This window comes from Curtobacterium sp. RIT-PI-V, assembly GCF_025642935.1.
Lineage (GTDB): Bacteria > Actinomycetota > Actinomycetes > Actinomycetales > Microbacteriaceae > Curtobacterium.
In genome coordinates this window covers 155980-181326 of sequence record NZ_JANZKM010000004.1, presented here as the reverse complement: position 1 = coordinate 181326, position 25347 = coordinate 155980, and the positions used below count along the sequence as shown (strand labels likewise).

Below are 25347 nucleotides of genomic sequence, written 5' to 3'. Positions count from 1 at the left end.
CCGACGCCCGCGCCGACCGCCGAGGCCGCACCGATCGAGGACACCACCCCGACCGAAGCCGCGGAGCCGGAAGCCGAGGCCTCGGCCGAACCGCAGGACGAGGTCGCCGACACCTCCGCTGCGCCGGCCGCCTCGTTCGTCGAGGACTTCACCACCGACGCCGTCACCGGCCTCGTCTCGCGGCTCTACCCGCAGTCGTGGCAGCCCTACCCCGACGGCACCTCCGGCATCTACGCGCCGAGCAAGACCGTCTCGGTGCACGACGGTGTGATGGACGTCGCCCTCGGCACCGGAGCGGGGGCGGCCGGCACGTTCGGCTCCTCCGCCGGAGCCTGGGACCACGTCGGCGGCTCGTTCTCCGTCCGCGCCAAGGCGACCGGTGGCGACGGCAACGGCGCGGCGTTCATGCTGTGGCCGACGTCGGGCACCTGGTCCGACGGCGAGATCGACTTCCCCGAGGGCAACTTCGAGGACAGCCCCTCGGCGTTCCACCACTCGATGACCCCGGGCAAGGAAGCCGACCGCGTGCAGATCGGTACCGGCGTCTCGTGGCGCGACTGGCACACCTACACGGTGGACTGGGTGCCCGGAGAGTCGGTCACCTACAGCGTCGACGGCAAGGTGCTCGACACGATCACCCACGACGTGCCGACGACCCCGCACCGCTTCATGTTCCAGGTCGGCAACTGGGGCGACCAGGGCAACCTGCTCATCGACTGGGTCTCCACCACGGAGTGAGCGTTCGGCCCACAGAGTGAGCAGAAGACGTCGGGTCCCGCACGGGTACCCGACGTCTTCTGGTCACTGGATGACCGTGCCGCGCTGGGTCGCCAGCAGGTGGTCGATGTTCCGCAGTGCCCGTCGGGTCTCCCAGACGGAATACGCGCACATCCCCATGAACAACACCAGGATCGCCCACCAGAACGGACTGACCGTCAGAGCTGCCCAGACCGAGAAGGCCGCGAAGACAACGACCATGATCGGCACGATGACCCGGTTGTTGCGGTACCGCTTGCGGGTCGACTCGAGCTCGCGGGTCCACACGACGTGGTCCACGTCGTCCGGCAGTTCCCCGGTGCGGACCGCTCGCTGGATCGCGGCAGCACCCTTGGTTCCGCCTGCCTGACGGCGACGGATCGCGATCATGATGCCGAACCCCGCGGTCGTGATCGTTGCGTACGCGATGGCTCCGATCGCTCGCTCGACGGGCACGAACTCACCGGGGCCGGTGAGGAGGCCCATCGCGAACCACACCGACCACAGCACCACGAACAGCAGGGGCAGCAGCGCCGGCAGCGGTAGTCGTCGGAAGCGATCCACGGTGTCCCCTCGTCATGTTCGAGTCGTCCTCGGTTCTTCCACGATGCCGACGGTATCCGGGAGTCCGCTGGGTACTCGGGCTGCTACTGGCCGCTGCGCTCCCGCCGGCGGACCACGAGCGTGCCGACGCCCTGCACGACGAAGAACAGCCCGCACGCGATGACCAGCACCGCTGTCAGGAGCCCGGCAACCGTCGCACCGTCGAACACGAGGGGCGCGACGCCCACGGCGACGAAGATCCCGCCCATCACGATGACCACGACCGGGTTCGGGGCGATGAAGAACCGGCGGCCACCGTTCGCCTCGGCGACGGCACGGTCGCGAGCCTGCGGGACGGCGTCCGGCGACCGACCCGCGATCCGGTCTGCACGGCGCCGCAGCGCTCGGAGGACGAGCCACACGACGAGGCCGATCACGATGCCACCGAGGAGCGCGGCCCACTCGGCCAGGCCGAGGAAACCGAGGACGACCCGCGCGAGGAAGCCGGCCACGATGCCGACGACCATCGCCGTGGTGGTCCGGTCGGTTCGACCGTCGACGCCCGTCACGTAGCCGGGACGGCGGGCGTAGGGATCGTGCTCGTCGGCGGGTCTCTCGTCGACTCGTTCGGTTGCCATGGGTCGAACCTACCGATCTCCGGACGGCTCGTGACCAACGCCTAGGGTGGGCGGGTGATGGACGACGGGCGTGCACGGGCAGCACTGGCGGAGGTCGCGGCGACCGGATGGGGCGACGCCGAACCGCCCGTCGAACCCGGCGGCACGACCACCCCGCGGCACGCTGCCGTCCTGATGCTCTTCGGCGCACTCGACCGCACCCCCAGCGACCGCCCTGCCGTCGCCGCCGACGTGCCCCGCGACCTCGACGTCCTGTTGCTCGCTCGCGCCACGACACTGCGCGCACACCCGGGCGAGGTCGCGTTCCCCGGAGGACGGCTCGAACCCGGAGACGCGGACGCCACCGCCGCTGCGCTCCGCGAATCGCGCGAGGAGACCGGCCTCGACCCGTCCGGCGTCGAGGTGCTCGGGACCCTGCCCGCCGTACCGCTCGCGTTCTCGAACCACCTGGTCCGCCCGGTCCTCGCGTGGTGGCGGGAACCGTCGCCGATCCGGGTCGTCGACGAGCGCGAGTCGGCCGCGGTCTTCCGGGTCCCCGTGGCGGACCTCCTCGACCCGGCGAACCGCGGGGTGACCGTGATCCGCCGGGGCGGTCAGGAGTGGCGCGGACCGGGCTTCACCGTGGACGACCACGGCGGCCACCTGGTGTGGGGGTTCACCGCGATGCTGCTGGATGCGCTGTTCGACCGGCTCGGGTGGACCGAGGACTGGGACCGGACGCGGGAGCTTCCCCTCGACCGTCGGCACTGACGACAGCAGGGTCGACCAGCGGGAACGACAGCGGATCAGCACGGACGGCGTCCACCGCGTGGGCGACGGCCCCGATGACGACGACGTCGCCACCGAGCGTGGACGCCACCAGGTCGGGCACGGGGTCGAAGTGCCAGCCGTCGAGCAGCGCACGGGCCCGGTCGATGACGGCGACCGCCGGCTGGGCGATCGCACCGGCGACCACCACGCGGTCGATGTCGAGCAGGCTGGCGAGCAGGACGCAGACGCGGGCGAGCCGATCGCCGAGCCGGTCGACGATCGTCAGCGCCAGGGCGTCGCCGTCCTGCGCCGCTCGGAACACGGCGGAGGCGCTGGCGTCCACCGCGAGCGGGCTGCCCGGCTGGACCTCGCCCGCGGCGACGGCCTCGGCGACCAACGTCCGCGCCGTCGCGCCGATGCCGTCCGACGACCCCACGCCCTGGACGATGTCGAGCACGCGCATCTCCCCCGCGCCGCCGTGGGCACCGCGGAGCAGCACACCGTCGACCACGAGGCCGCTGCCGAACCGCTCGCCGGAGAGCAGTGCGGCGAACGAGGCGTCCCCCGAGGACGGCCGCTCGGCGAGCGCGGCGAGGTTCGCGTCGTTCTCGACCACGACGCGGCCGTGCGGGACGGCGTCGGCGAAACCCGGGTTCATCCGGTCCCAGAAGCCTCCGTCGCCCGGCGACGCCCCACCGGCGTCGACCGGCGCGGGGATGCCGACGACGGTGACCAGGACGCGGGAGCGGTCGGCTCCGGCCGCGGCGAGCGCGTCGTCCACGGTGTCGGCGAGGACCGCGAGCCGGACGGGGACCTCGAGTCCCGATTCACCGAGCGCCCCCTCGGCGCGACCGAGCACGGTGCCGCGCAGGTCGGCGACGATGGCGGTGACCCGGTGCTGTCCGGCGTCCACGCCGACGACGACGCCGGCGGCGGTGTCGAGTTCGTAGCGGCGGGCCGGCCGGCCGATCCGGTACTCCCCGGCGGCACGGGCGTCGTCGAGCTCGAGGAGCCAGCCGAGACGGACGAGTTCCTCGCACGCGGCCAACACGGTCGAGCGGGTCAGACCGGTGGCGTCGATGGCCTCGGTCGCGGTGAAGGCGCCAGCGTCGAAGGCGTGCGCGAGCAGTGTCTCGGCGCTCGTTCGACGGGGTGGCGGCATGCCGTGACCTTATCGCGCGACGAGTTCCTTGCGTAATTAGATTTTGTCGCTAGATTTAGTCCCGCGGTCGGCATCGGAGCCGATCGCAGGACGGAACGGCAAGGCTGCCGGGTCCGGACGGACGGAGACGACGTGCAACCACACGCCACGACCAGGACGGCGGCATCGGTGAGCCGGCGCTCGTTCCTGCTCGGAGCCGGCGGCATCGCCAGCGGACTCGCGCTCGCCGGGTGCGCCCCGATCGGGTCCTCGAGCGCCAAGCCGGAGACCATCACGTTCTACGTCTCGAAGCCCGAGGTCATCGGGTACTTCGACGGCGTCATCGCGCAGTTCCACGACAGTCAGTCGAAGGTACGGGTCGTCCGCGACTCGACCTCGAGCATGTCCGCGAACTTCGTCCGGAACCGGCCGCCGGACCTCGGCTGCTGGAACTACAACTTCTCGGTCGTGCCGTTCGTCGAGCACGGAGCCCTGACGGACCTCTCCGACCTGCCACAGGCCGACACGATCAACCCGGACCTGTGGCCGCTCATGCAGCAGACCGCCGACTACCCGGGTCGCAAGAGCGCCCTGCCGTACTCGGTGACCGCCGCCTCGGTGATCTACAACAAGGCACTGTTCGCCGAGCAGGGACTCGAGGTGCCCACGACCTGGAGCGAGTTCGCCGATCTCTGCGAGCGCCTGCAGCAGGCTGGCATCGCCCCGATCTACGGGACGTTCAAGGACAACTGGACGATCGCGCAGGGCATGTTCGACTACACGATCGGCGGTGCGATCGACACCCCGAAGACGTTCGACGCACTGCGACGCGAGGGCACGAGCGTCGGCAAGGACTCCTCGGTGTCGTTCGAGAAGGACCTCCGGACGCCGATGGAACGCATGACCCAGCTGCGCGCGTGGCACCAGGACGGCGCCGCCAGCCGCGGGTACGGCGACGGCAACCTCGCGTTCGCACAGGGCAAGGCCGCGATGTACCTGCAGGGGCCGTGGGCGCTCGGCGAGATCGCCAAGACGAACAAGGACATGGACCTCGGCACCTTCCCGCTGCCCGTCACCGACGACGCCGCGGACAACAAGGTGCGGGTGAACGTCGACCTGGCGCTCTGGATCCCGGAGGCGTCCCGCAAGCAGGAGGCCGCCCGCGAGTTCCTGACGTTCCTGATGCAGTCGAAGGTCAATGACGAGTACAACGCCGACAACAACGGCTTCGGTGTCCGGAAGGACGCTCCCCCGGCGTCGAACCCGGCACTGACCGGCATGCAGTCGTACTACGACGACGCCGCCTTCTACCTCGGTGCGTCGCAGCTCATCCCCGCCGAGATCCCGGTCGCGAACTACGCGCAGTCGATCGCCTTCGGCGGCGACCCGCAGCGCCAGCTCCGCACCCTCGACGCCGACTGGGCGCGTCTCGCGCTCCGCACGGCCGCGTAAGGAGACGTCCCATGGCAACCACGACCACCGAAGCCATCACGACGGCGGACCGCCGCCGACGTGGCGGAACCGCCCCGGGACTCCAGTCCGTCACCCACAAGCGGAAGCGGATCGAACCGCTCTTCCTCGCCTTCCTGCTCCCCACCCTGCTGCTCTTCACGCTCGCCATCACGCTGCCGGCCGTGATGGGCATCGTGCTCAGCTTCACGAACTCCGTCGGCTTCGGTGAGTTCCGCTTCATCGGGCTCACCAACTACGTCGCGGTGTTCTCCGACCCCGCGATCCTGCAGGCGTACCTGTTCACCCTCGGGTTCTCGCTCGTCACCGTGATCGTCGTCAACGCGGTCGCGTTCCTGCTCGCCATCGCCCTCACCTCGAAGATCCGCGGCAAGATCGCCCTCCGCGCGGTGTTCGTGCTGCCGATGGTCATCTCGGGCATCGTCATCGCGTACGTGTTCTCGTTCCTGTTCGCGAACAGCCTGCCGGCCCTGGCCAGTGCGATCGGCTTCGGTCCGCTCGAGCAGAGCATCCTGGCGAACCCCGACCTGGCATGGGTCGCCATCGTGATCGTCACCGCGTGGCAGGCGATCCCGTCGACGCTCCTCATCTACATCGCCGGGGTGCTGTCGATCCCCGGCGAGGTCTACGAGGCAGCTGCCCTCGACGGCGCGAGCGCCTGGCGTCAGCTGATCTCGATCACCGCGCCGCTGACGGCCGGCTACATCCTGATCAACCTGGTGATCGGGTTCAAGAACTTCCTGAACTCGTACGACATCATCGTCGGCCTGACCGACGGTGGCCCCGGCACCTCGACCACGAGCGTCGCGATGTCGATCTTCAAGGGCTTCAACGGCGGCGACTACGCCTACCAGATGGCCAACGCCACGATCTTCTTCATCATCGCGGTCGTCATCGCCGTGATCCAGCTGCGGGCGACCCGCGGGAAGGCAGCGCTCTGATGACCATCCAGACACCCCTCCGTCCGGGGACGACGAAGACCGGCAGCATCCGATCGGTCGACGCCGACCGGACCGCAGGCCGACGCGGCGGCAACGCCAACTGGCCCGTCACCGTCGTCCTCGTGCTCTGCGCGCTCTCGATCCTGGTGCCGCTGTACGTCACCCTGACGATGGCATTCAAGACGACCGGCCAGGCCGTCGACGGCAACGCGTTCTCGCTGCCGGCCCCGTTCAGCGTCGACGGCTTCGTGCAGGCATGGGAGCTCACCGACTTCCCGCGGGCGTTCGGTGTCTCGGTGCTCGTCGCCGCGATCACCGTCGTCGGCACGATCCTGCTCGCGTCGTTCACCGCGTTCGCGATCGCCCGGAACTGGGACCGTCGGCTGTTCCGCTGGTCGTTCTTCTACCTGCTCGCCGCCATGTTCCTGCCGTTCCCGGTGCTCGCGCTGTCGCAGGTGAAGCTCACCGGGCTCGCCCACCTGGACAACCCGTTCGGCGTCGCACTGCTGCACGTCATGTTCCAGCTGTCGTTCAGCGTGCTGCTCTTCACCGCGTTCCTGCGGTCGATCCCGGCCGAGCTCGAGGAGAGCGCCCGCATCGACGGCGCGAGCACCGGTCAGGTGTTCTGGCGGCTCGTGTTCCCGCTGCTGGCACCGATGAGCGCCACCGTCGGCATCTTCGCGTTCCTGGCGTCGTGGAACGACTTCGTGATGCCGTCGCTGATCACCTCGGACCCGGCGTTGCAGACGCTGCCGGTGCTGCAGCAGATGTTCCAGACCCAGTTCAGCAACAACTACAACGTCTCGTTCGCCTCGTACCTGATGGCGATGGCCCCGGCGATCATCGTCTACCTCGTGACCCAGCGATGGGTGATGGCCGGTGTGACCCAGGGCGCCATCAAGTGAGCAAGACGACCGACCCGGCCGGCACGACCGAACCGGCCGGCACGACCGAACCGGCCGGCACGACCGAACCGACCGACACCGCCACGAACCCCGCGAACCCCGTGAACAACGAAAGGACCGTCGTGACCGACACCCTCGCCCAGCCCGCCACCATCAGCGCCTACGAGACCTGGTGGCGCCAGGCGAGCGTCTACCAGATCTACCCGCGCTCCTTCGCGGACGCGAACGGCGACGGCATCGGCGACCTGGCCGGCATCACCGAGCGCGTGCCGTACCTGGCGTCGCTCGGTGTCGAGGCCGTCTGGCTCAGCCCGTTCTACCCGTCCGCCCTCGCCGACGGCGGCTACGACGTCGACGACTACCGCGACGTCGACCCGAGGCTCGGCACGCTCGACGACTTCGACCGGATGGTCGAGGCGCTGCACGCCGCCGGCATCCGGGTGATCGTCGACGTGGTGCCGAACCACACGAGCGACCAGCACGAGTGGTTCCGCGAGGCGCTCGCCGCGCCGAAGGGCTCCCCCGCGCGCGACCGCTACGTCTTCCGCGACGGCACCGGCCCGTCCGGCGAACAGGCCCCGGCCGACTGGATCTCGATCTTCGGCGGCCCGGCGTGGACCGCGGTCGGCGACGGCCAGTGGTACCTGCACTCCTTCGCCAAGGAGCAGCCCGACCTGAACTGGGCGAACCGCGAGGTCCGCGACGACTTCCTGCACACCCTGCGCTTCTGGTCGGACCGCGGCGTCGACGGCTTCCGCATCGACGTCGCCCACGGGCTCGCGAAGGACCTGCCGTCCGGAGCCCTGCCGACCTGGGCGGAGCTGGCCGAGATCCCGAAGGACGGCTCGCACCCCCTCTGGGACCGCGACGACGTGCACGAGATCTACGCCGAGTGGCGGACCGTGTTCAACGAGTACACGCCGGCACGCACCGCGGTCGCCGAGGCCTGGGTCGCCGCCGACCGCCGTGCCCGGTACGCCAGCGCCGACGGCCTGGGCCAGGCGTTCAACTTCGACCTGCTCGAGGCCGACTTCGACGCCGGGTCGTTCAAGGAGATCATCGAGTTCAACCTCGGTCTGGCCGAGCAGTCCGGCTCGTCGACCACGTGGGTGTTCTCGAACCACGACGTGGTGCGGCACGCGACCCGCTACGCGCTGCCGGCGCGGAACGGCTCCCCCGACAAGCAGGGCGGCGCGTGGCTGCTCGCCGGCGGGTCGCAGGACGCGCTCGACCGCTCGCTGGGGCTGCGCCGTGCGCAGGCCGCGACCCTGCTCGAGCTCGCGCTGCCGGGCTCTGCCTACCTGTACCAGGGCGAGGAACTCGGCCTGCACGAGGTCGGCGACATCCCCGACGCCGACCGCCAGGACCCCGCCTTCTTCCGGAACCCGGGCGTCGACGTCGGCCGCGACGGCTGCCGTGTCCCGATCCCGTGGACCCGGTCCGGCCCGTCGTTCGGCTTCGGTTCCGGGACCGCGCACCTGCCCCAGCCGGCGTGGTTCGCGGACGCCAGCGTCGAGGCCGAGGACACCGACCCCGACTCGACCCTGAACCTGTACCGGAAGGCCCTCGGGCTGCGCGGCCAGCTGCAGTCCGAGGAGCACCTGGAGTGGCTCGAGACCGGCCGCGACGACGTGCTCGCGTTCCGACGTCCGAACGGCTGGACGAGCGTGACGGTGTTCGGTGACGAGCCCTACGAACTCCCCGCCGGCGAGCTGCTGCTCGCCTCGGCGCCGGTGGCAGACGGTGCCCTCACGGGCGTGGGGACGGCCTGGTTGCGTTCCTGACGCAGGGTGCGCGTCGTGGACGCGACCAGGTGACGGACGGGAGGCTCGTGGTTGGCAGGCCACGGGCCTCCCGTCCGCAGTGGGGTCACCATCTCGGGCCGCGACCGGCATCCGAGACGTCAGCCGCTGCCGGTAGGGTCGCCGCATGAGCGGGGCGACCATCAGCGTGCAGGACTTCGTCATGCGGTTCGGGGACCGGAACGTGGTCGACGGACTGTCGTTCGACGTCGCCGCCGGCGAGACGTTCGGCCTGCTCGGCAGCAACGGTTCCGGCAAGACCACGACGATCCGTGCCCTGCTCGGCATCACCACCCCGACCGCGGGCACCCTGACCATCGACGGCCAGCCGTACCGGCCCGCCTCCGGCGGCATCGGGTACCTGCCAGAGGAGCGCGGGCTCTACCGCAAGGAATCCGTCATCGACGTGATGTCCTACTTCGGACGGCTCCGCGGGCTCCGGGGTCTCGAGGCGACGGCCTGGAGCATGGACTACCTGGCACGCGTCGGCCTGGCCGACCGCGCCAAGCTCCGCGTCGACAAGCTCTCCGGCGGGCAGCAGCAGAAGGTGCAGCTCGGCATCACGATCATGGACCGGCCGCGGCTGCTCATCCTCGACGAACCCACGAAGGGCCTCGACCCCGTGAACCGACGGCTGCTGCTCGACCTGGTCGACGAGCGGAAGGCCGACGGTGCGACCGTCATCCTCGTGACCCACCACATGGACGAGGTCGAACGGCTCTGCGACCGGATCCTGCTGCTCAAGGACGGCACCGCTGCCGCCTACGGGTCGATCCCCGACGTGCAGGACGCCTTCGGCGGCGCCGTCGCTCGGGTCGGCCTCGACGGACCGGTCCCCCGCTCACCGCTGTACAAGCTCGCGCGGCACGAGGGGCACGTCGCCTACCTCGTGCCGACGTCCGCCGCCGCGCCGGACGGTGCCGACATCCTCGCCGCACTCGTGGCGGACGGTGTCCGCGTCACCGCGTTCGAGATGCGTCGGATCCCGCTCGACGAGATCTTCGTGCAGGTCTACGGCCACGACGCGCTCGCCGCCGCGGGGGCAGCAGCATGAGCCGCCTCGGGACCGTCGTCCGGTTCGAGTTCGTCCGCGCGGTCAAGAAGCCCGCGTTCTGGATCGGCACGCTCGCGCTGCCGGTCGTCATCGTCATCGTGTCCCTGCTCGTCGGCATCGGACAGGCGGCCGGCACCGACTCGGTCGTCTCGGGCTCGTCGGCCACGAAGACCCCGTTCCGCTACGTCGACCACTCCGGGCTGGTGTCCGAGTCCGTCGCGGCGAAGTGGGGCGGATCGCCGTCCACCGACGCCGACGCCGACCGCGCCGCCGTGCGCTCCGGCACCCTCGACGCGTTCATCGAGTTCCCCGCGTCACCCTCCTCCGCCGCGATCCGCGTCGACGCCGCGGACCGCGGCCTGTTCGCGAACGGCGGCTACTCGTCGCTCGCCGAACGGGTGCTCGAGCAGAGCGTCGCAGCGACCGTCGACGACCCCGAGACCGTCCAGCTCCTGCGCTCCCCACCGGCCACCGACGTCACGACCTACGCCGACGGGCAGGTCGCGCCGGGCTGGCTGTCGATCGTGCCGCCGTTCCTGTACGTCGCCGCCTTCTTCGGACTCGTCATCCTGCTCGCGGCACGCATGGTGACCGTCGTGGTCGAGGAGAAGGAGAACCGCATCTCCGAGATGATCCTGACCGCCGTCACCGCCGGCGACCTGATCCGCGGCAAGGTCATCGCGATGCTGCTCGTCGGGTTCGTGCAGGTCGGGGTGTTCGTCATCCCGGGGCTGGTCGGGATGCTCGCCGTCCTGCCACTCGTCGCCTCGCAGCTCGGCGGGCTGACGATCGACCCGTGGCGCATGCTCGTCGGCGCGCTGCTGCTCGTCGGCGGCGTGCTGCTGGCGTCCGGGCTGTTCGTCGCCGTCGGTGCAGCGGTGCCGTCCATCAAGGACGCCTCGGCACTGCAGTCGGCCGCGATCTTCGCCCTGATCATCCCGCTCTACGCGGCGTTCTTCGTGATGACCACCCCGACCTCGCCCGTCGCCGCGTTCTTCACGTACTTCCCGACGTTCACGCCCGTCACCGCCATGGTGCGGAACGCCGTCGGCTCGCTGAGCGTCACCGAATCGGTGGTCTGCATCGTCGAGGTGTTCGTCGCCGCCGGGCTGCTGCTGTGGTTCGCCGAGTACCTGTTCCGGCACTCGGTCGCGCAGTACGGGTCGAAGGTGACGCTGCGGCAGATCGCGTCGTGGCGACGACGGTCGGTCTCCCGCTAGGGACGGCTCTGGGGTTCCCGCTCGGGTTCGCGTGCGGCCTGCTGGTGCTCCGCCGATCGCTGGCGCTGCGGCGTCTCGCGCTCGGGAACGTCGGCGTCGAGGTCCCACGACGGCAGCTCGTGCTGCTTCCAACCCTGTCGGAGCGTCCGGACCGACCGGTCGAACTCCACCATGACGTCGATGTGCGGCCGGACGAGCATCTGGATCTGCAGTCCCTCGTACACCGCGAGCAGTTGCGTGGCCGCCTGGTACGCCGGGATCGCCGACTCCTCGGCACCGTTGTCGAAGTCGCGCTGCAGACCGTTGCTGAGCTGCTCGACGTACTCGTCGAAGCGCTTGCGGAACAGCTCGGCGAAGCCCGACTCCGAGCTCGCGACCGTGATCACGCCCGCCAGGACCCGGACGAGGCCCGGGTCGGCGACGTCCTCGGCCAGGGTCAGCCGGACGTGGTCGATCGTGCACGCCGGCGGAGCCTTCCGACGGGTGCCACGCAGCTGCGTCCACCGGTCGTACGTCACCAGCAACAGGGCTTCCCACGCGGGGAACAAGCGCTCCACGGTCTCGAGCGGGACGCCCGCGACCTCGGCCACGACCGAGGCGTCGACCGCGTCGAAGGGGTGCAGCCGGTAGGCGCGGATCGCTCCGCGAACGGTGCGCTCGGCGAGGGATTCATCATCCTCGACGCGTTCGCCGTGCAGGGGTTCCATCCGACCATCCCATCGTGTGCGGTACCCCATTGTCTCGTCCCAGAGCGGGGGCCGTCACATCCACGCCGGATCGGCGTGGACCGGATCGAAGTGGGCGGGCCGTCCAGCCGAGTCTTCAGCCGACCGTGACGGGAGCTGCCGGGGGCTTCACCCGCTGCTTCGCCCAGACGAAGAAGCCGGTCAGCGTGAAGACGCCGTAGAAGACGTACATGAGGCCCGACGCGTAGTACCCGGCCGAGAACAGGAGCGGGACACCGACCAGGTCGACCGCGACCCAGATGAGCCAGAACTCGACCCAGCCCTTCGCCATGCCGTAGGTGGCGAGCAGTGAGCCGACGAAGATCCAGGCGTCGCTCCACACCGGCTCGTACGACCCGAGGGCGCGGAACACCGGGGTGAGCAGGGCGGTCCCGCCGACCATGCCGACGACCAGCAGGAGGCGGGTCCGCCACGACGCCCAGTGCGGTTCGATCACGGTGGACGTGTCGTCGGGGCGGTGGGTCCAGCGGTACCAGCCGTAGATGCTCACGATGATGAACATCACCTGGCGGCCAGCCTGCCCGAGCAGGTTGACCGGGTTCGGGGTGTCGAACAGCGCGCCCATGAAGACGGTGAACAGGAGCGCGTTGCCGACCAGACCGACCGGCCACGCCCAGACCTTGCGGCGCATCCCGCCGAGCGCACTCAGCAGCCCGAAGACGTTGCCGATCACCTCGCGCCAGAGCACCGTCTGGTCGCCGATGACGATCTGCGCGTCGAACAGCCAGCGCACGATGCCCATGGGCCCTCCTCGTTTCCGGTCGGTGCAACGGCCGGGGGACGTCCCGCATTCCAGTGACGATCGGGGTACAAACATGTCCTCCACAGGGTGGACAAAAATCACCCCCGTTTTGGGTCCATGCGAAAGCATGTTCCCACTTGTCCGCACTTTGGGGGACGAGTAGCGTCGTCACCAGAGCGAGTCCAGCCCGCCCGAGCAGCAGATCTGCGCTCCGGAGCCCGGCGACCACTCTCGGCACCGGTCAGCCGCGACCCCTCACCCGCGAGGTCGATGACACCGTCCCACCGGCACAACGACCCGAATCACGAGCCGGTGGTGCTCAGCGCGCCCCGAAGCGCAGAACGGACCACTCCCCCATGCACAAGATCGTCACCGGCACCATCGCCGGCGCAGCCGGCATCGCCCTCCTCCTCGGTGGAGCAGGCACCTTCGCCCTCTGGAACGCCAGCGCCTCCAGCGCCGCGTCCTCGGTGAGCTCCGGCACGCTGACCCTCAGCGCGAACAACGACGGCGCCTGGACGGACATCACGAACGGCCGCTCGACCGCGATCAACCCCACCACCGCCCTGATGGTGCCGGGCAACACGTTCCAGTTCACGCAGACGCTGAACATCGGCGCGACCGGCCAGGACCTCAAGGCGAACCTGACCTACGCCAGCCAGTCCATCACCGGCGACTCCGCACTCCTCGCCGCGACGCAGAAGACCCTCGCCGTGACGTCCTCGAGCGCCACCGTCGTGCAGTCGACGTCGAACGCGAACACCTTCGTCGTCTCGCCGTCGGCGTCCACCTCGGCCGTCAAGGTCGTCTTCACGATCACGCTGCCGTCCTCGGCGACGACCGGGCAGAACGGATCGATCAACGTCGGCGCCCTGGCCTTCACCCTCACCCAGACCGCGATCGGTTCCTGATCCACCGATCGCACTGACGCGGGCCAGGCCCCTGATCCGCCGGTCGCGGCCCGCCCGGGTCCTTGTGGCCCGTCTGGGCCCCTTGTGGTCCGTCTGGGCCACGTGTGGTCCGCACCAGCAGAGGCTCACGAGCACCAGGGGACGCACATGACCGGGACACCGACGACGGCGGGCCGCCACCGCGCGGCGCGACGCCACCGGTGGGTCCTGCCCGTCGCACTCGCCCTGGTCGTCGCGGTCGCCACGGCACTGCTCGGCGTCGGCGGGACCTACGCCCTCTGGAACGGCACCGCCAGCACCGCGGCCACCACCGTCAAGTCCGCGACGGCGACGATCACCGTCGGCACCCTGTCGACGATGAACACGACCGTCCTCGGACCGGGTACCGGAGTCACCGGCACCTTCGCCGTGAAGAACACCGGCTCGATCCCGCTGTCGATGCGCGTCGCCACGACGTCCACGAAGGTCGCCTCCGCGACGAACGCGTCGTCGGCGGCCGTGCTCGGCGAGCTGACGCTCCGACTGACCAACGTGTCGTCGGCGGCGGCCTGCACCGCCGGGCTGTCCGGCGCGAGCGGCCGTCTCGCCGCCTTCGACACCGGCGCCAGTTCGTTCACGCTGCAGCCCGGCGCGAGCACGGTCGGCTGTGTCGAGCTGGTCCTCGACGCCGACGCGCCGCAGAGCGTGTCCGGAGCCGTCACCGACTTCACCCTCACCGTCACCGGAACGCAGGTCTCCGCATGAACCGCCGCCTCCGACTCGTCGTCGCCGTGCTGCTCACCGCCGTGTTCGTCGGCGGCGGATCGAGCGCCGCCTGGGCACTGTGGAGCGCGTCCGGCACCACGGCCGCGAGCGTCACGATCGGCAAGGTCTCCGCCTCGATCGCCGGCACGAGCGCGCTGACCACCACCTTCTCGTCCACGGTGACGTCGGTCACGAAGCCGATCACGCTGACCAACTCCGGTTCCCTCGCTGGCACCGCGACGACCACCGTGTCCGTCGTCTCCGGTAGCTCGACCGCACTCGCCCAGGCGGTCACCGTCGTCGCGTGGCCCGTGGCCTCGACAGCAGCGTGCACGACGAGCACCGCGGTCGGCAGCGGCTCGGTCACCGGCACCTGGGCGTCGCTGCCGAGCATGACGTCCAAGCTCGCCGCCGGCGCCTCGGCCATCTGGTGCACTCGCAGCACGCCCAAGTCCTCGGCGCCGGCGTCCGCCACGGCCACCGTGAACGTGAACCTCACCGTGGCGAGCGGCAGCTGGACCTCGGGCGTCGTGCAGGGCGGCTTCACCCTGACCACCCCGGCGACGGCCGCGGACACCGGTCCCGCTCTGGTCTGCACGGACCACGACGGCTGGTACGTCGAGGTGCGCTGGGACGCCGCGAACCGACCGAAGGACACCTGGTACGGCGCCTTCGTCGGCACCACCGCGGTCGGCCAGAAGGCGCAGGACTACTCGGCGTTCATCACCATCGCCCCGAACGACGTCCCGGCGAGCGCCGGCACCTCCGGGACGCTCACCGTGACCGTCAAGGTCCTCGACAGCGCCGGCAACCCGACCTCGACCGTCGCTGGCAGCGGCCCGGTCACGCTCTTCACGCAGAACAACGGCGCGGCGATCCGGTGTGGCGCATGACCCGCGCGACCGCCCGTCCCGAACGTGCCGAGCGCTCCGGCGCGCGCGCCGTCGTGCACGCCGTCGTCCTCGGCGTGAGCACCGGACTGCTCCTGCTCGTCGCGGCCCTCGCCGTCGTGCTCATCGTGGTGCCCAAGGCCACCGGCTCGATGCCGCTGACGGTCTTGACCCAGTCGATGGAGCCGACGCTGCCCCCGGGCACCCTGCTCGTCGTCCGTCCCACCGCCGTCGACGACATCGAGGTGGGCGACGTCGTCACCTACCAGATCGTCTCCGGCCAGCCTGCCGTCATCAGCCACCGCGTGGTCTCGGTGTCCTCGGCGTCGAACGGCGAACGCACCTTCGTCCTCAAGGGCGACAACAACGCGGAGGCCGACCCGCACCCCGTCTCCGCCGCGCAGATCCGGGGCCTGGTCTGGTACAGCATCCCCGAGATCGGTGTCGTCAACCAGCTCGTCAACGGGTCGCGGAGCTGGCTCATCCCGACCGTCGCCGGGGTCCTGTTGGCGTACGGCGGCGTGATGATCACCATCGGCACCGTCGCGGCCGCCCGCCGGCGACATTCGACGACCGGCCACGGGCGACGTGCGACGTCCGGTCGCGGGCGGCGTGCGACGTCCGGTCACGGGCGACGCAACGCATCGCACCGGGGTTCGGGGCAGGCTCCGGTCTAGGCTCGGTGGACGTGACCGACGGAGTGCAGCGAGCGAGGGAACTGCTCGACGACGCCGCACGACAGCTCCGTGCCGCCGGGGTGCCGGACGAGGCACTCGGCGAGTACGCGCAGCCGAAGGCGGTGCTCGGCATCCGCCGCGAAGCGACCATGCGGCCGCTCGGTCGCGTGTGGCGCGTCGGTGCCCTGCTCATCGGTTCGTCGCTCGAGTCCGGCGGTCGGGTCTGGGCCACCGGGTCGATCACCCGTGTGACCGATCCAGGCCGAGCGCAGTTCCAGTCGGTCTCGGCCGAGGTCCGTCGGGCCTACCGCGCTGCTGCGGCGAAGGGACACTTCGCGGCCGGCGACACTGTCAACCACGGCGCCACGGCGGTCGCGTTGGACGGAACGCTCGTCGGCTCGACCGGGGTGCTCTTCGTCGAGGACGACGTGCCGCTCGTCCGCTGGTCACCGGCCGCGGGCTCCGCCGTCCCGCTCGCCGACTACCTGGCCGATCGCGTCGGGTTGCTCGTCGAACCACCGCGGGGTGCGACCGACTGACCCGCTATCGTGACGGCATGGACGGACAGCAGCCGCGCGAACGACGCAACCCCTGGTGGGCGGTGCTGCTCGTCTTCATGTTCGGAGGCGTCCTGTCGCTGGTCGCCGGCCGGATGCTCCCCTGGCAGGACCAGGACCGGCAGGACCCCGACTACTGAGGCAGGACAGCGGCCGGAGCAACGATGTGGTGCTCCAGCCGCGCGTCGTGCGTTCAGTCGAACTCGTCGTGCCGGTACGGCCCCGATGCGCCGGCGAAGAAGACGACCTGGGCGCCAACGCCGACATCGGCTTGGATGCGCGCCGCCGTCCGGAGCCCGACGGGGCGGGTCTCGGCATCACCGAACGGCGTCCCGGCTCGTTCGGTGAGGGCACGCCAGTGCACGATCGCCTTGGCGGTGCCATCACCAGTACCCGCGGCGCGTGCCGTCCGGACGTCCCGCTCCCCGTCACGCAAGAACTCGACATCGGTTCCGGGTCGTGCACTCGGCAGCACGACGGCACTACCCGCCTCGGCCACCGTGTCGATGCCGCCGCCGGCTCCGCACCAGACATGAGCGTTGTCGCCGAGCTCGAGTTGCACACGGCTCGCGAGCACGAACGCTTCGACGCGATGAGCGTCACGGACCGCTCCGGACGGCCAGTCGAAGTCGGGCTCCCCGCGGGAATCGAAGACGTCGTTCCACGCCCGGAGGTCGTCGCGCAGCGGCCTGCTCAGCCCGAGAGCTCCAGCATCAACGCTCCCGGTGCACTCGCGCGACCCGCGGAACCAGAGCGGGGAGTCGTCGACCATGTACTCGGCCATCACGAGGACGATCGCGCTCACCACTCGCCCAGCGTACGACGCCAGAACGGGAGGGTGCGGGAGCGGCCGGCGTGCGCGACACTGTGATCGACATGAATGCCTCGTCTGCGCACGACCACCTTCGCCGCGGCCGATGGAGCAGCGTCATCGGGCTGACGCTCGTGAGCGTGGTGTCGCTCAACGCCTGCTCCGGCCGTGCGACGCCGGTCGACGACGCTTCCGCCTGGATGGAGAACGTCCGGGATCGGTGGGCCGAACAGCCCGGTGAACTCGGCGCTGGTGCCGGGACCAACGACGCATCCAGTCGGCTGTCCCTGGGCGTCGCAGACGGCGGCGAGCGCGCACACGTCCGCGTGTCCGTCGCCTGCCAGGGACACGGAACCATCCGCATGGCCGTCTGGGGCGGTCGCATCGCCGACGGCGCAGACACCGGCAGGGAACTCGCGGCGCGCTCGGTCCAGTGCGGCCACGACGAAGACCTCTACGTCGTGACGTCGGCCGACTCGATCACCATCGGGCCCACGTCGGGCGACTCGACAGTCAGCTGGTACGCCGCCGCCTACGCCGACCTCGCGGCGCAGACGCACTGAGCAGGGCGTCCGCCAGCCGACTGGCTGGTGGACGGCTTCCCGCACTGCGGACACCTCCCCGGCGAACCAAGCCGCCTCCCGACCACCGCGACGTCGAAGCGAAGGCGTCGGCTCCACCGTGCGAGCCGAGCGTGTGCAGCATGCTGAGGCCGCGGATCCGCAGGCGCGGAACGGTCTACCCGTCCCCGCACGGCTCAGACGGGCGTGACGTCGTGCGCGCGGAAGAAGTAGCCGTCCTGCCCCGGTGGGAACGGCTCGACGTCGAACCGAACGCGATCCCCGGGCTGGAGCGTGTGACACCCGTCCATGCTCAGGTTCGAGAAGTGCGCGAACACCTCCGACTCGACATCGTCCGAACGGAGCGCACCCCATCCGTCTTCATCGCTCCACCAGACGCACTCGCCTTCGACGTTCTGCACGAGGGCACGTTACCGCGCAGCGTGGTCCGGGCAGATCGCCGATGCTCGCCTCAAGGCCAGTCTCCTCACGCAGTTCGCCGCTGATCTGACGCGCATCTGGCTGGCGCACCACGAAACGCCCGGCCGTGCCGCACGGCCCGGCGTCGCGGTGTCCCGATCGACGATCGGCAGCCGGACGGTTCGGCTGCTTGGGCGGGCTTTCGTTCGTTGGGCAGGCTTAGGCTGATGCCATGCGCCCAGAGGACGAGCCGGAGCGCCCGCGGTCGGACAGAGTCGTGATGCCCCGGCGCCTGTACGAGTCGATCTTCGGGTCCGCGTCGGGAGTCACTCGTCCGTCACTTGTCCCACGAACGCCGACGCCGCCGGTGCCGCCCGAGGACACGGTGCCAGCCCTCAGGGAAGGGGAGTCAGACGTCTGGCTCACCGAGTGGCAGATCGAGGAAGACGGCTATGTCGTAGCGGTCGGCGATGAGATCGCCTGGGCGTTGTACGCGATGGACCAGCTGTGGGTCGGCCGCATCCTCAAGGTGCCTCGAAACGTCCCGCTGCAGCTCGACTTCTCCGCCGACGAACTCACCGAAGTGGATCGAGCGACTCGGAGAGACCTCCGCGGAGCCATCGTTCGCATCGACCAGGTCTCGGTGCGGTTCGTCAACGATCCGGACAGCCGTGGCGTCTCCGTGCCCGAGACCAACGGCGGGCAGCAGCACAGCGTTTCGTCACTGTCCGACCGCCGACCGCACCGCGGCGACATCATCGGGTGGATCGTCCGCGTCCGAAGCTGATGGGTACCTCGTCCGCGGCGACGCTGCCATCCGGAAGCCGGTCGCTCGCTGGGCGTTCGGAAGCAGTAGCTTCAGCGAATGGACACCGTGAGCGCGAAAGTACTGGGCACAGGTGCGATCGTGTTCGGGCTCATCTTCATCGTGACGTCCATCGTGCGCTTGAGCCGTCCAGACCTCGACGTCCTGCTCGCGGTTCTGAACATCGTCTTCGGCGCCCTCTTGCTCTACACCGGCTTCAGACTGTGGCGATCCGCTCTTCGCGGAACGAAGCGCGACCGTTAGGCGATCCTGGTGACCTCCTCCAGGTAAGAGGCCAAGCCGATCCTGTCGATCTGTTCGAAGTCACCACACCCCGGTCGCGTTCAAGATCGTGGTGATGACGACGAATGCCACGACGACGCCGATGACGACCCAGGCGCCGGGAGTCACCTGTCCGCGAGGCTCATCGTCTTGGCCCACCGGGAAGCAAGGATGTGGCTGCAGCCAATGCACAGAAGCACCGCAAGGATGCTGAGCACTGGATTGCCCTGGCCCTCCGTGGAGGATGTTGCAGAGAGCATGCGGTCACGCTACAAGGTGGATGCGGCGGGTTGTTCGGTCGATCAGCGGACGAGTCGGACGGTTGTCTCGATGGGGCCGAAGCTGGACGTGCTGCCGTCAGGTGTGAAGCCGTTCCGTCGGTAGAACGAATGAGCGCGCGGGTTGTCGGCGGCGACCCAGAGCGATGCCGGTCGTCCACCGAGTGTGGCGTCGAGAAGTGCCTGACCAGCTCCGCCTCCGTGCGCACGCGCGAGGACGTAGAGCATGGTGAGCTCTTCAGGGCGACCAGCGTCGGGCTCCGGGGTGGCTTGTACGGCGGCGAACCCGACGACGCCCGTCTGGTCCACCGCGACTGCGGTGGAGAACGTCGCCTCGTCGAGGTTCGACCGCCACATCTCGCTACGCCGATCGACGTCGAACCATGGGTTGGCATCTGGGTCGTCGACGAGGTGACCGTAGGTCTCCCGCCAGGATGCGGCGTGGACGCGTCCGATGCTCTCCGCGTCATCGGCGACTGCCGGTCGGATCACCACGGCGCGCAGCTGGCGTTCTCCCATGTCCCGACCGTATCGATCACGGGTGTCTCGGGGTGGGAATGCGTCTCACGCCGGTGGGCCGCCGGGACGGCGGCCGCCACTGTCTGCGTGACCAACTGGCTGACCCTGTTCGGAATCGCAAGGATGATCTTCGGCCCCGCCGATGCTGCCGGGAAGGTCATCGTCGCGGTGGCCCTCATCGTCCCCGGGTTGCCCGGGAGCGACGTCGCGGCCACGCTCCCGCATCACGATCCGGTGACGAGCTCCGTGCTCTCCCCCGCGCTCTGTCAGGATGCCGCTCATGGGGGACCACAGAACGACCGCATCGGTGACCGGAGCGCTGCTCGCGCTGATCCTGCTGACGGGCTGCGCCACCGAGAGCGGCCCGGCCTCCGGTGGCCCGTCGACGAGCAGCGCGCAGACCGGCACCACGACCAGAGAGCCGACGGGCGCCGCGGGCACGTACGCCGCTTCCGGGGACGGCGCCGGCCCCGGCGCCGACAGCCCACCGCAGTACGGGCTCAACGAGCGGCACCACGACCGCACCGACCTGAGCGCGGAGTCGGCGGCGGCGCTCGACGTCGCACGCGCTCAGGTGGTGCGGGAGGTCGCCGCGGAGCCGACCCCGGTCCTGCAGCCGGCGATCGAGAGGATCCTCGACGGCGTCGGAGCACCGAACCGCTGGATCGTGACGACGCAGACCGGCGAGAAGGTGCTGTTCGAGGCGCAGGTCGAGATGTCCGGTTGCCTGATCGGCGAGGTCCAGCGGGACGGCACGGCCGAGGTCACGACCGCGGGCTGGGTCCTCGACGGCGGATGCCACGCCCTCGACGGGCACTGAGCCCCCGACAGAACCTAATCTGGTCGGATGCTCTCCCGACGCGACGCCGCCGTTCGACTCGACATCACCCTCGAGATGGCGACCCACCACGGAATCCCCTCGCGTCTCAGCGAAGCCGAACTCGACGCGATCGAACAGGATCCGCCGGCGTGGCTCGCGCAGTCGCGGGCGAACCGGACGGGTGCCAAGAAGGTCTGGGTCCGCCTCGAATGCGTCGTCTGCGCGTTCGCCGAAGAAGCGCGGCCGAAGAAGTGGTGGCCCGAGTGGGACTACCTGATGTGCGACTACCACGAGCCGTACCAGGCGCCGGAACCGACCGCGGGGCTCACCCGGCGTGAGGTCGAGGGCATCGGCAGCCGGTTCATCGCCCTCGTCGACGAACGCCCCTGACTGACAGTTCGGCCCAACCCGCTGGGTACGGTCCACCCATGCCCACCGAACGTCGTCGCCTGGTCCTGCCGGGCCAGTACGGACCCCTGTTCGACGACGGTGGCCCAGCCCTCGTCGTCGAGGCACGCGAGTTCTTCACCGCTCGCCCCGTCCACCGGGCGAAGGCCCACCTGTGGCTGAGCGCCCTGCGCCACCGCGTCCACGAACTCGGTGACCGTGCCGAGCACGTCCAGGTCGACACCCTCCGCGAAGCGTTGACCGGCCGCGACGACCTCGAGGCGATCGATCCGCCGTCCCGCACCCTCCGCGCGCAGATCCGCCACTGGGGCCGCGGCACCGTGATCCTGCCGAGCCGCGGCTTCGTGACCGACGAGGACGACTTCGCGGAGTGGGCGGCCCAGGGCACGGGTCGGTTCCGCATGGAGGACCACTACGAGCGTGTCCGGCGCCGCGAGGGCTGGCTGCTGCGCGACGGCAAGCCGATCGGCGGGAAGTTCAGCCTCGACGACCAGAACCGCGAGCCGCCGCCGAAGGGCGCGGCGACCCTCGGGCTGCCCGAGCCGTGGTGGCCGGATGAGGACGACATCGACGACCAGGTGCGGCACGATCTGGACCGGTGGGAGCGGGACGGCACCGCCCGGTTCGTCGGCCGCGACGACACCCGTCGGTTCGCGGTGACGGCGGACGAGGCCCAGCGTGCGCTCGACGACTTCGTCGCGGTGCGCCTGGGCGACTTCGGGCCGTTCGAGGACGCCACGTTGACGAACGACTGGACGATGGCGCACTCGCTGCTCAGCGTGCCGATGAACCTCGGAGTGCTCGATCCGCGGCAGGCGATCGACGCCGCCCTCGAAGCACACCGCACCGAGGCCGCCCCGCTCGCCAGCGTCGAGGGCTTCGTCCGCCAGGTCGCCGGCTGGCGCGACTACGTCTGGCACCTCTACTGGTGGTTCGGCGACGACTACGGCGCGTCCGAGAACGCCCTCGGCGCGCACGGACGGCTGCCCGACTGGTGGCGCGAGCTCGACGCGTCCGAGGTCGAGGCCGTCTGCGTGCGGACCGCGATCGAGGGCCTGCACGACCACGGCTGGCTGCACCACATCCAGCGCCTCATGGTGCTCGGCAACTGGGCACTGCAGCGCGGCTACGACCCGGTGCACCTGACGGAGTGGTTCACCGACGTGTTCGTCGACGGCACCGACTGGGTGATGCCCGCGAACATCATCGGCATGTCCCAGCACGCCGACGGCGGGATGGTCGCCACCAAGCCGTACACGTCGGGCGGTCGTTACATCGACCGCATGTCGGACCACTGCGGGGGCTGCCGGTTCGACCCGACGAAGCGGGTCGGGGATGACGCCTGCCCGTTCACGGCCGGGTACTGGGCGTTCCTGTCGCGGGTCGAACCGGCGCTCCGTGACAACCACCGGATGGCCCGCCCGCTGCAGCAGATGCGGTCGCTGGCGGACCTCGACGAGGTCGTCGCGCAGGAGGCCCGTCGCACCTTGCCGTGACGTCACCCGGTCCCGATAGGGTCGTGAGCGTGAGCAACGAGGCATTCGACGACCGCTACGAGCTGCGCGAGTTCGCGCCCGGGACGGATCACGAGGGGGCACCGAACGCCGAGACGGCTGCGTGGATGCAGGCCGTCGGCCTCGGGTTCCACGAAGCCGATCCGGACGCCGAAGGCGCAGCCCGCATGGCGTCCCACTTCATCGCCGACGAGGAGACCTTCCTGGGCGTCTACGTCCAGAAGCCCTTCACCGGTTCCGTCGACGAGACCTGGCCCGCCGGCACCTTCACGTGGTTCCGCAAGGCGTTGAGCTGGGGCGACGGTTCGTCCGTCGACACGCAGGCCATCTCCGCGGTCACGGTCCGACCCACCGAGCGTCGCCGCGGCATCCTGCGCCGCATGATGACGCACGCGCTCGAGCGCGGTGTCGCCGAGGGCTACGCCGTGGCGTCCCTGACCGCGTCCGAGGGCACGATCTACCGCCGCTTCGGCTTCGGCAGCGCGATCCGTGAGCGTGCGGTGCGCGTGCGTCGCGAACGCGCACTCCCCCTCCTCGCCCCGACGTCGGGCTCGGTGTCCGTCGTCACGCCGCAGTGGCTCGCCGACGGCCCCGGCAAGGCGGTCTTCGAGCGCTTCCACACCCGCACGCCCGGCTCGATGGTCCGCAACGCGGGCACCTGGCCGGTCGTCTTCGGACTGCTCGGCAACGACGGGCAGAAGGCGAAGGACGTCCGTGCGGCGGTGCACCGTGCCGAGGGCACCGACGAGATCGACGGCTACGTCACCTGGCGCGTCAAGGAGGACCGGGGTTCCGACACCGCACTCGAGATCGTCGATCTGGTCTACGCGGACGACCAGGCCTACACGGCACTGTGGGAGTTCCTGCTGTCGATCGACCTGAACGACGTCGTGAAGTACAACCGCTCGCGGCTCGACGACCCGATCGTCGCGGCCCTCGGCGACAACCGCGCCTACGACGTCGACCACGAAGAGGACCACGTCTGGCTGCGCGTCCTCGACGTGGCCGCGGTGCTCGAGTCGCGGCCGTTCGCCGTCGACGGCTCGCTGACACTCGCGGTCACCGATGCGCTCGGCCACACGACCGGCACGTACCGGCTGGACGTCCAGGAGGCCCGTGGCAGCGTCACGCGCATCGCCGACGACGCCGACGTGGCCGGTTCCGACGTCCAGCTCGACGTGGCAGAGCTCGGTGCGCTGCTCATCGGCTCGGTCTCGCCCGTCACCCTGGCCGCCGCCGGCCTGGTCCGCGCTGCCGACCCCGCGTCGGTCGAGCTGCTGCGCGCGATGCTCCTGCCCCCTCGGACCCCGCACGGCATCACCTACTTCTGATCCACCGCCCGGGTCGTCGCTCGGTGCCGAGTTGTTCACTCGGTGCGAGGTTGTTCCCCCGCACGGAGTGAACAACCTCGCACCAGCCGCCCCCACACGACCGCGCGTGCGCCGCACGGCGTAGCCTCCGCGCCATGAGCGACGACGCGGTGGTCGAGTGGCTGCTCGACGCGGACCCGGCACTCCGGTGGCAGGTCGAGCGGGACCTGACCGGTGCGCCGCCGTCCGTGTGGCAGCAGACCCGGGCACGGGTCGCGACCGAGGGCCTCGGGGCGGCGATGCTCGCACACCAGGACCCCGACGGGCAGTGGGCCGGCGGCGCGTACTTCCCGGCGGACTTCGACTTCGACGGTCCCGAGGCGGACGAGCCCGGACAGCCCTACACGGCGACGACCTGGTCGCTGAACGCCCTGCGCGACTGGGGACTCGACTCCGCGGTCCTCGGGGACACGGCCGCACGGCTCGCGACGAACAGCCGCTGGGAGTACGAGGACCTGCCCTACTGGAGCGGCGAGGTCGACTGCTGCATCAACGCCTTCACCCTGGCGAACGGCGCCTGGCTCGGTGCCGACGTCGGTCAACTGGCGGACTGGTTCCTCGACCACCAGCTCGACGACGGCGGCTGGAACTGCGAGTGGATCGAGGGGTCGACGGTGTCGTCGTTCCACTCGACCCTCAACGTGATCGAGGGGCTCCTGCAGCACGAGCAGCTGACCGGCGGCACCCACCCGCGCGCGGCGGAACTCCGAGCGGCTCGACACCGCGGCACCGAGTACCTGCTCGAACGAAGACTGCTGTTCCGCAAGCACGACGGCGAGCTCGTCGGGCCGTGGGCGACCCGGTTCGCGTACCCGCTGCGGTGGATCTACTCGGCGCTGCGGGTCGCCGACCACCTGCGCGTGGCCGGGCTGCCGGACGGCACCGCGCCGGACCCTCGCGCCACCGAGGCGATCGAGGTCGTCCGTGCCGCCCGCAACGAGGACGGGACGTGGACCCAGGGCACCCGGCCGCCGGGTCGGCAGTGGTTCGAGGTGGACGTCCCCGAAGGCGAGCCGTCGAAGTGGCTCACGCTGTACGGCACCCGTGTGCTGCGCTGGTGGGACGCGCCCTGA

Annotated in this window: 30 protein-coding genes; 22 read left to right on the top strand and 8 right to left on the bottom strand. The window is 70.3% G+C overall.

The features are described from left to right. Positions 1-738 (top strand): glycoside hydrolase family 16 protein (locus OGL88_RS05130; RefSeq protein WP_276582877.1); only part of this gene is annotated, 738 nt, incomplete at its 5' end. Positions 739-801: 63 nt separating this feature from the next. Here OGL88_RS05130 and OGL88_RS05125 read toward each other — a convergent pair. Both OGL88_RS05125 and OGL88_RS05120 read right to left on the bottom strand, forming a co-directional pair. Next, the gene (locus OGL88_RS05125) at positions 802-1320 is read right to left on the bottom strand and encodes a hypothetical protein (RefSeq protein ID WP_263090210.1); all 519 of its coding nucleotides are present in this window, start codon (positions 1318-1320) and stop codon (positions 802-804) included. A gap of 83 nt (positions 1321-1403) precedes the next feature. Beyond that, positions 1404-1937, bottom strand: a complete 534-nt coding sequence (locus tag OGL88_RS05120) for a hypothetical protein (RefSeq protein ID WP_263090209.1) — start codon at positions 1935-1937, stop codon at positions 1404-1406. Positions 1938-1994: 57 nt separating this feature from the next. Between OGL88_RS05120 and OGL88_RS05115 the strand changes: the two genes are divergently transcribed. Further along, a complete protein-coding gene (locus tag OGL88_RS05115; RefSeq protein ID WP_263090220.1) occupies positions 1995-2687 on the top strand; it encodes an NUDIX hydrolase in 693 nt (230 codons plus the stop codon). Here OGL88_RS05115 and OGL88_RS05110 read toward each other — a convergent pair. Continuing rightward, a complete protein-coding gene (locus OGL88_RS05110) occupies positions 2593-3849 on the bottom strand; it encodes an ROK family protein (protein ID WP_263090208.1) in 1257 nt (418 codons plus the stop codon). The genes OGL88_RS05115 and OGL88_RS05110 overlap by 95 nt on opposite strands. A 168-nt stretch (positions 3850-4017) precedes the next feature. Here OGL88_RS05110 and OGL88_RS05105 point away from each other — a divergent pair, with 168 nt between their 5' ends. The 6 genes from OGL88_RS05105 (at position 4018) to OGL88_RS05080 (ending at position 11220) form a co-directional block, all read left to right on the top strand. Further along, a complete protein-coding gene (locus OGL88_RS05105; RefSeq protein WP_263090206.1) occupies positions 4018-5280 on the top strand; it encodes an ABC transporter substrate-binding protein in 1263 nt (420 codons plus the stop codon). An 11-nt stretch (positions 5281-5291) separates the two neighbouring features. Beyond that, positions 5292-6239, top strand: coding sequence for a carbohydrate ABC transporter permease (locus OGL88_RS05100; RefSeq protein ID WP_205462904.1), 948 nt, complete (start codon positions 5292-5294; stop codon positions 6237-6239). Continuing rightward, positions 6239-7144, top strand: a complete 906-nt coding sequence (locus OGL88_RS05095) for a carbohydrate ABC transporter permease (RefSeq protein WP_123291961.1) — start codon at positions 6239-6241, stop codon at positions 7142-7144. Before OGL88_RS05100 ends, OGL88_RS05095 begins: the two co-directional genes overlap by 1 nt. A gap of 122 nt (positions 7145-7266) precedes the next feature. After that, positions 7267-8928 carry a glycoside hydrolase family 13 protein gene (locus OGL88_RS05090; RefSeq protein WP_263090218.1) on the top strand — a complete coding sequence of 554 codons (1662 nt, stop codon included), beginning with the start codon at positions 7267-7269 and terminating at the stop codon, positions 8926-8928. 145 nt (positions 8929-9073) lie between these two features. Then, positions 9074-10000: an ABC transporter ATP-binding protein gene (locus OGL88_RS05085; protein ID WP_263090202.1), complete on the top strand. Its 927-nt coding sequence runs from the start codon at positions 9074-9076 to the stop codon at positions 9998-10000. Continuing rightward, positions 9997-11220 carry an ABC transporter permease gene (locus tag OGL88_RS05080; RefSeq protein WP_263090200.1) on the top strand — a complete coding sequence of 408 codons (1224 nt, stop codon included), beginning with the start codon at positions 9997-9999 and terminating at the stop codon, positions 11218-11220. Before OGL88_RS05085 ends, OGL88_RS05080 begins: the two co-directional genes overlap by 4 nt. Here the strand turns inward: OGL88_RS05080 and OGL88_RS05075 are convergent. Both OGL88_RS05075 and pnuC read right to left on the bottom strand, forming a co-directional pair. Beyond that, on the bottom strand, positions 11217-11927 hold the full coding sequence (locus tag OGL88_RS05075; protein ID WP_263090198.1) for a hypothetical protein: 711 nt from the start codon (positions 11925-11927) through the stop codon (positions 11217-11219). The genes OGL88_RS05080 and OGL88_RS05075 overlap by 4 nt on opposite strands. Positions 11928-12042: 115 nt before the next feature. Then, positions 12043-12708, bottom strand: a complete 666-nt coding sequence (pnuC, locus tag OGL88_RS05070) for a nicotinamide riboside transporter PnuC (RefSeq protein ID WP_263090196.1) — start codon at positions 12706-12708, stop codon at positions 12043-12045. A 356-nt stretch (positions 12709-13064) separates the two neighbouring features. On the opposite strand from pnuC, the gene OGL88_RS05065 reads away from it, so the two are divergent. From OGL88_RS05065 to OGL88_RS05040, 6 genes are all read left to right on the top strand, one after another. Further along, entirely contained in the window at positions 13065-13619 is a 555-nt protein-coding gene (locus OGL88_RS05065) for an alternate-type signal peptide domain-containing protein (protein WP_205462908.1), read from the top strand. A 147-nt stretch (positions 13620-13766) separates the two neighbouring features. Continuing rightward, positions 13767-14363 (top strand): TasA family protein, encoded by a 597-nt coding sequence (locus OGL88_RS05060; protein ID WP_205462909.1) that lies wholly within the window; start codon positions 13767-13769, stop codon positions 14361-14363. Further along, positions 14360-15256, top strand: coding sequence for a hypothetical protein (locus OGL88_RS05055; protein WP_205462910.1), 897 nt, complete (start codon positions 14360-14362; stop codon positions 15254-15256). The genes OGL88_RS05060 and OGL88_RS05055 overlap by 4 nt, the downstream gene beginning before the upstream one ends. Continuing rightward, positions 15253-15930: a signal peptidase I gene (locus OGL88_RS05050; RefSeq protein ID WP_263090192.1), complete on the top strand. Its 678-nt coding sequence runs from the start codon at positions 15253-15255 to the stop codon at positions 15928-15930. Before OGL88_RS05055 ends, OGL88_RS05050 begins: the two co-directional genes overlap by 4 nt. 11 nt (positions 15931-15941) lie before the next feature. Then, on the top strand, positions 15942-16469 hold the full coding sequence (locus OGL88_RS05045) for a hypothetical protein (protein ID WP_263090190.1): 528 nt from the start codon (positions 15942-15944) through the stop codon (positions 16467-16469). Between the two features lie 17 nt (positions 16470-16486). Further along, positions 16487-16627: a hypothetical protein gene (locus tag OGL88_RS05040; protein WP_165901085.1), complete on the top strand. Its 141-nt coding sequence runs from the start codon at positions 16487-16489 to the stop codon at positions 16625-16627. A 53-nt stretch (positions 16628-16680) separates the two neighbouring features. Here OGL88_RS05040 and OGL88_RS05035 read toward each other — a convergent pair whose 3' ends face one another. Continuing rightward, positions 16681-17292, bottom strand: coding sequence for a hypothetical protein (locus tag OGL88_RS05035; protein WP_263090189.1), 612 nt, complete (start codon positions 17290-17292; stop codon positions 16681-16683). Between the two features lie 50 nt (positions 17293-17342). Here OGL88_RS05035 and OGL88_RS05030 point away from each other — a divergent pair, with 50 nt between their 5' ends. Then, positions 17343-17861, top strand: coding sequence for a hypothetical protein (locus OGL88_RS05030; protein ID WP_263090188.1), 519 nt, complete (start codon positions 17343-17345; stop codon positions 17859-17861). 194 nt (positions 17862-18055) lie between these two features. Here OGL88_RS05030 and OGL88_RS05025 read toward each other — a convergent pair whose 3' ends face one another. Then, on the bottom strand, positions 18056-18280 hold the full coding sequence (locus tag OGL88_RS05025; RefSeq protein ID WP_263090187.1) for a cold-shock protein: 225 nt from the start codon (positions 18278-18280) through the stop codon (positions 18056-18058). Positions 18281-18510: 230 nt separating this feature from the next. Here OGL88_RS05025 and OGL88_RS05020 point away from each other — a divergent pair, with 230 nt between their 5' ends. After that, a complete protein-coding gene (locus tag OGL88_RS05020) occupies positions 18511-19065 on the top strand; it encodes a DUF6578 domain-containing protein (RefSeq protein ID WP_263090186.1) in 555 nt (184 codons plus the stop codon). A gap of 78 nt (positions 19066-19143) precedes the next feature. Further along, positions 19144-19347, top strand: coding sequence for a hypothetical protein (locus OGL88_RS05015; RefSeq protein WP_205462918.1), 204 nt, complete (start codon positions 19144-19146; stop codon positions 19345-19347). Between the two features lie 320 nt (positions 19348-19667). Here the strand turns inward: OGL88_RS05015 and OGL88_RS05010 are convergent, their stop codons facing one another. After that, the gene (locus tag OGL88_RS05010) at positions 19668-20162 is read right to left on the bottom strand and encodes a GNAT family N-acetyltransferase (RefSeq protein WP_263090183.1); all 495 of its coding nucleotides are present in this window, start codon (positions 20160-20162) and stop codon (positions 19668-19670) included. Between the two features lie 280 nt (positions 20163-20442). Between OGL88_RS05010 and OGL88_RS05005 the strand changes: the two genes are divergently transcribed. The 5 genes from OGL88_RS05005 to OGL88_RS04985 all read left to right on the top strand — a co-directional run bounded on the left by OGL88_RS05005 (position 20443) and on the right by OGL88_RS04985 (position 25347). Then, on the top strand, positions 20443-20982 hold the full coding sequence (locus OGL88_RS05005; protein ID WP_263090181.1) for a hypothetical protein: 540 nt from the start codon (positions 20443-20445) through the stop codon (positions 20980-20982). 27 nt (positions 20983-21009) lie between these two features. After that, a complete protein-coding gene (locus OGL88_RS05000; protein ID WP_131879510.1) occupies positions 21010-21372 on the top strand; it encodes a hypothetical protein in 363 nt (120 codons plus the stop codon). A 38-nt stretch (positions 21373-21410) separates the two neighbouring features. Continuing rightward, complete coding sequence (locus OGL88_RS04995; protein ID WP_263090179.1) at positions 21411-22886, top strand: cryptochrome/photolyase family protein; 1476 nt, start codon at positions 21411-21413, stop codon at positions 22884-22886. A gap of 29 nt (positions 22887-22915) precedes the next feature. Next, positions 22916-24235, top strand: a complete 1320-nt coding sequence (locus OGL88_RS04990) for a GNAT family N-acetyltransferase (protein ID WP_263090177.1) — start codon at positions 22916-22918, stop codon at positions 24233-24235. A gap of 134 nt (positions 24236-24369) precedes the next feature. Then, entirely contained in the window at positions 24370-25347 is a 978-nt protein-coding gene (locus OGL88_RS04985) for a squalene cyclase (RefSeq protein WP_263090175.1), read from the top strand.

Coding starts and splice junctions, on each gene's coding strand:
- OGL88_RS05055 (WP_205462910.1), top strand. CDS start 14,360: ATGAACCGCCGCCTCCGACTCGTCGTCGCCGTGCTGCTCACCGCCGTG.
- OGL88_RS05095 (WP_123291961.1), top strand. CDS start 6,239: ATGACCATCCAGACACCCCTCCGTCCGGGGACGACGAAGACCGGCAGC.
- OGL88_RS05010 (WP_263090183.1), bottom strand. CDS start 20,162: ATGGGAGAACGCCAGCTGCGCGCCGTGGTGATCCGACCGGCAGTCGCC.
- OGL88_RS05060 (WP_205462909.1), top strand. CDS start 13,767: ATGACCGGGACACCGACGACGGCGGGCCGCCACCGCGCGGCGCGACGC.
- OGL88_RS05040 (WP_165901085.1), top strand. CDS start 16,487: ATGGACGGACAGCAGCCGCGCGAACGACGCAACCCCTGGTGGGCGGTG.
- OGL88_RS05110 (WP_263090208.1), bottom strand. CDS start 3,849: ATGCCGCCACCCCGTCGAACGAGCGCCGAGACACTGCTCGCGCACGCC.
- OGL88_RS05020 (WP_263090186.1), top strand. CDS start 18,511: ATGCGCCCAGAGGACGAGCCGGAGCGCCCGCGGTCGGACAGAGTCGTG.
- OGL88_RS05075 (WP_263090198.1), bottom strand. CDS start 11,927: ATGGAACCCCTGCACGGCGAACGCGTCGAGGATGATGAATCCCTCGCC.
- OGL88_RS05050 (WP_263090192.1), top strand. CDS start 15,253: ATGACCCGCGCGACCGCCCGTCCCGAACGTGCCGAGCGCTCCGGCGCG.
- OGL88_RS05115 (WP_263090220.1), top strand. CDS start 1,995: ATGGACGACGGGCGTGCACGGGCAGCACTGGCGGAGGTCGCGGCGACC.
- OGL88_RS04995 (WP_263090179.1), top strand. CDS start 21,411: ATGCCCACCGAACGTCGTCGCCTGGTCCTGCCGGGCCAGTACGGACCC.
- OGL88_RS04985 (WP_263090175.1), top strand. CDS start 24,370: ATGAGCGACGACGCGGTGGTCGAGTGGCTGCTCGACGCGGACCCGGCA.
- OGL88_RS05120 (WP_263090209.1), bottom strand. CDS start 1,937: ATGGCAACCGAACGAGTCGACGAGAGACCCGCCGACGAGCACGATCCC.
- OGL88_RS05080 (WP_263090200.1), top strand. CDS start 9,997: ATGAGCCGCCTCGGGACCGTCGTCCGGTTCGAGTTCGTCCGCGCGGTC.
- OGL88_RS05085 (WP_263090202.1), top strand. CDS start 9,074: ATGAGCGGGGCGACCATCAGCGTGCAGGACTTCGTCATGCGGTTCGGG.
- OGL88_RS05100 (WP_205462904.1), top strand. CDS start 5,292: ATGGCAACCACGACCACCGAAGCCATCACGACGGCGGACCGCCGCCGA.
- OGL88_RS05005 (WP_263090181.1), top strand. CDS start 20,443: ATGGGGGACCACAGAACGACCGCATCGGTGACCGGAGCGCTGCTCGCG.
- pnuC (WP_263090196.1), bottom strand. CDS start 12,708: ATGGGCATCGTGCGCTGGCTGTTCGACGCGCAGATCGTCATCGGCGAC.
- OGL88_RS05065 (WP_205462908.1), top strand. CDS start 13,065: ATGCACAAGATCGTCACCGGCACCATCGCCGGCGCAGCCGGCATCGCC.
- OGL88_RS05015 (WP_205462918.1), top strand. CDS start 19,144: ATGGACACCGTGAGCGCGAAAGTACTGGGCACAGGTGCGATCGTGTTC.
- OGL88_RS05000 (WP_131879510.1), top strand. CDS start 21,010: ATGCTCTCCCGACGCGACGCCGCCGTTCGACTCGACATCACCCTCGAG.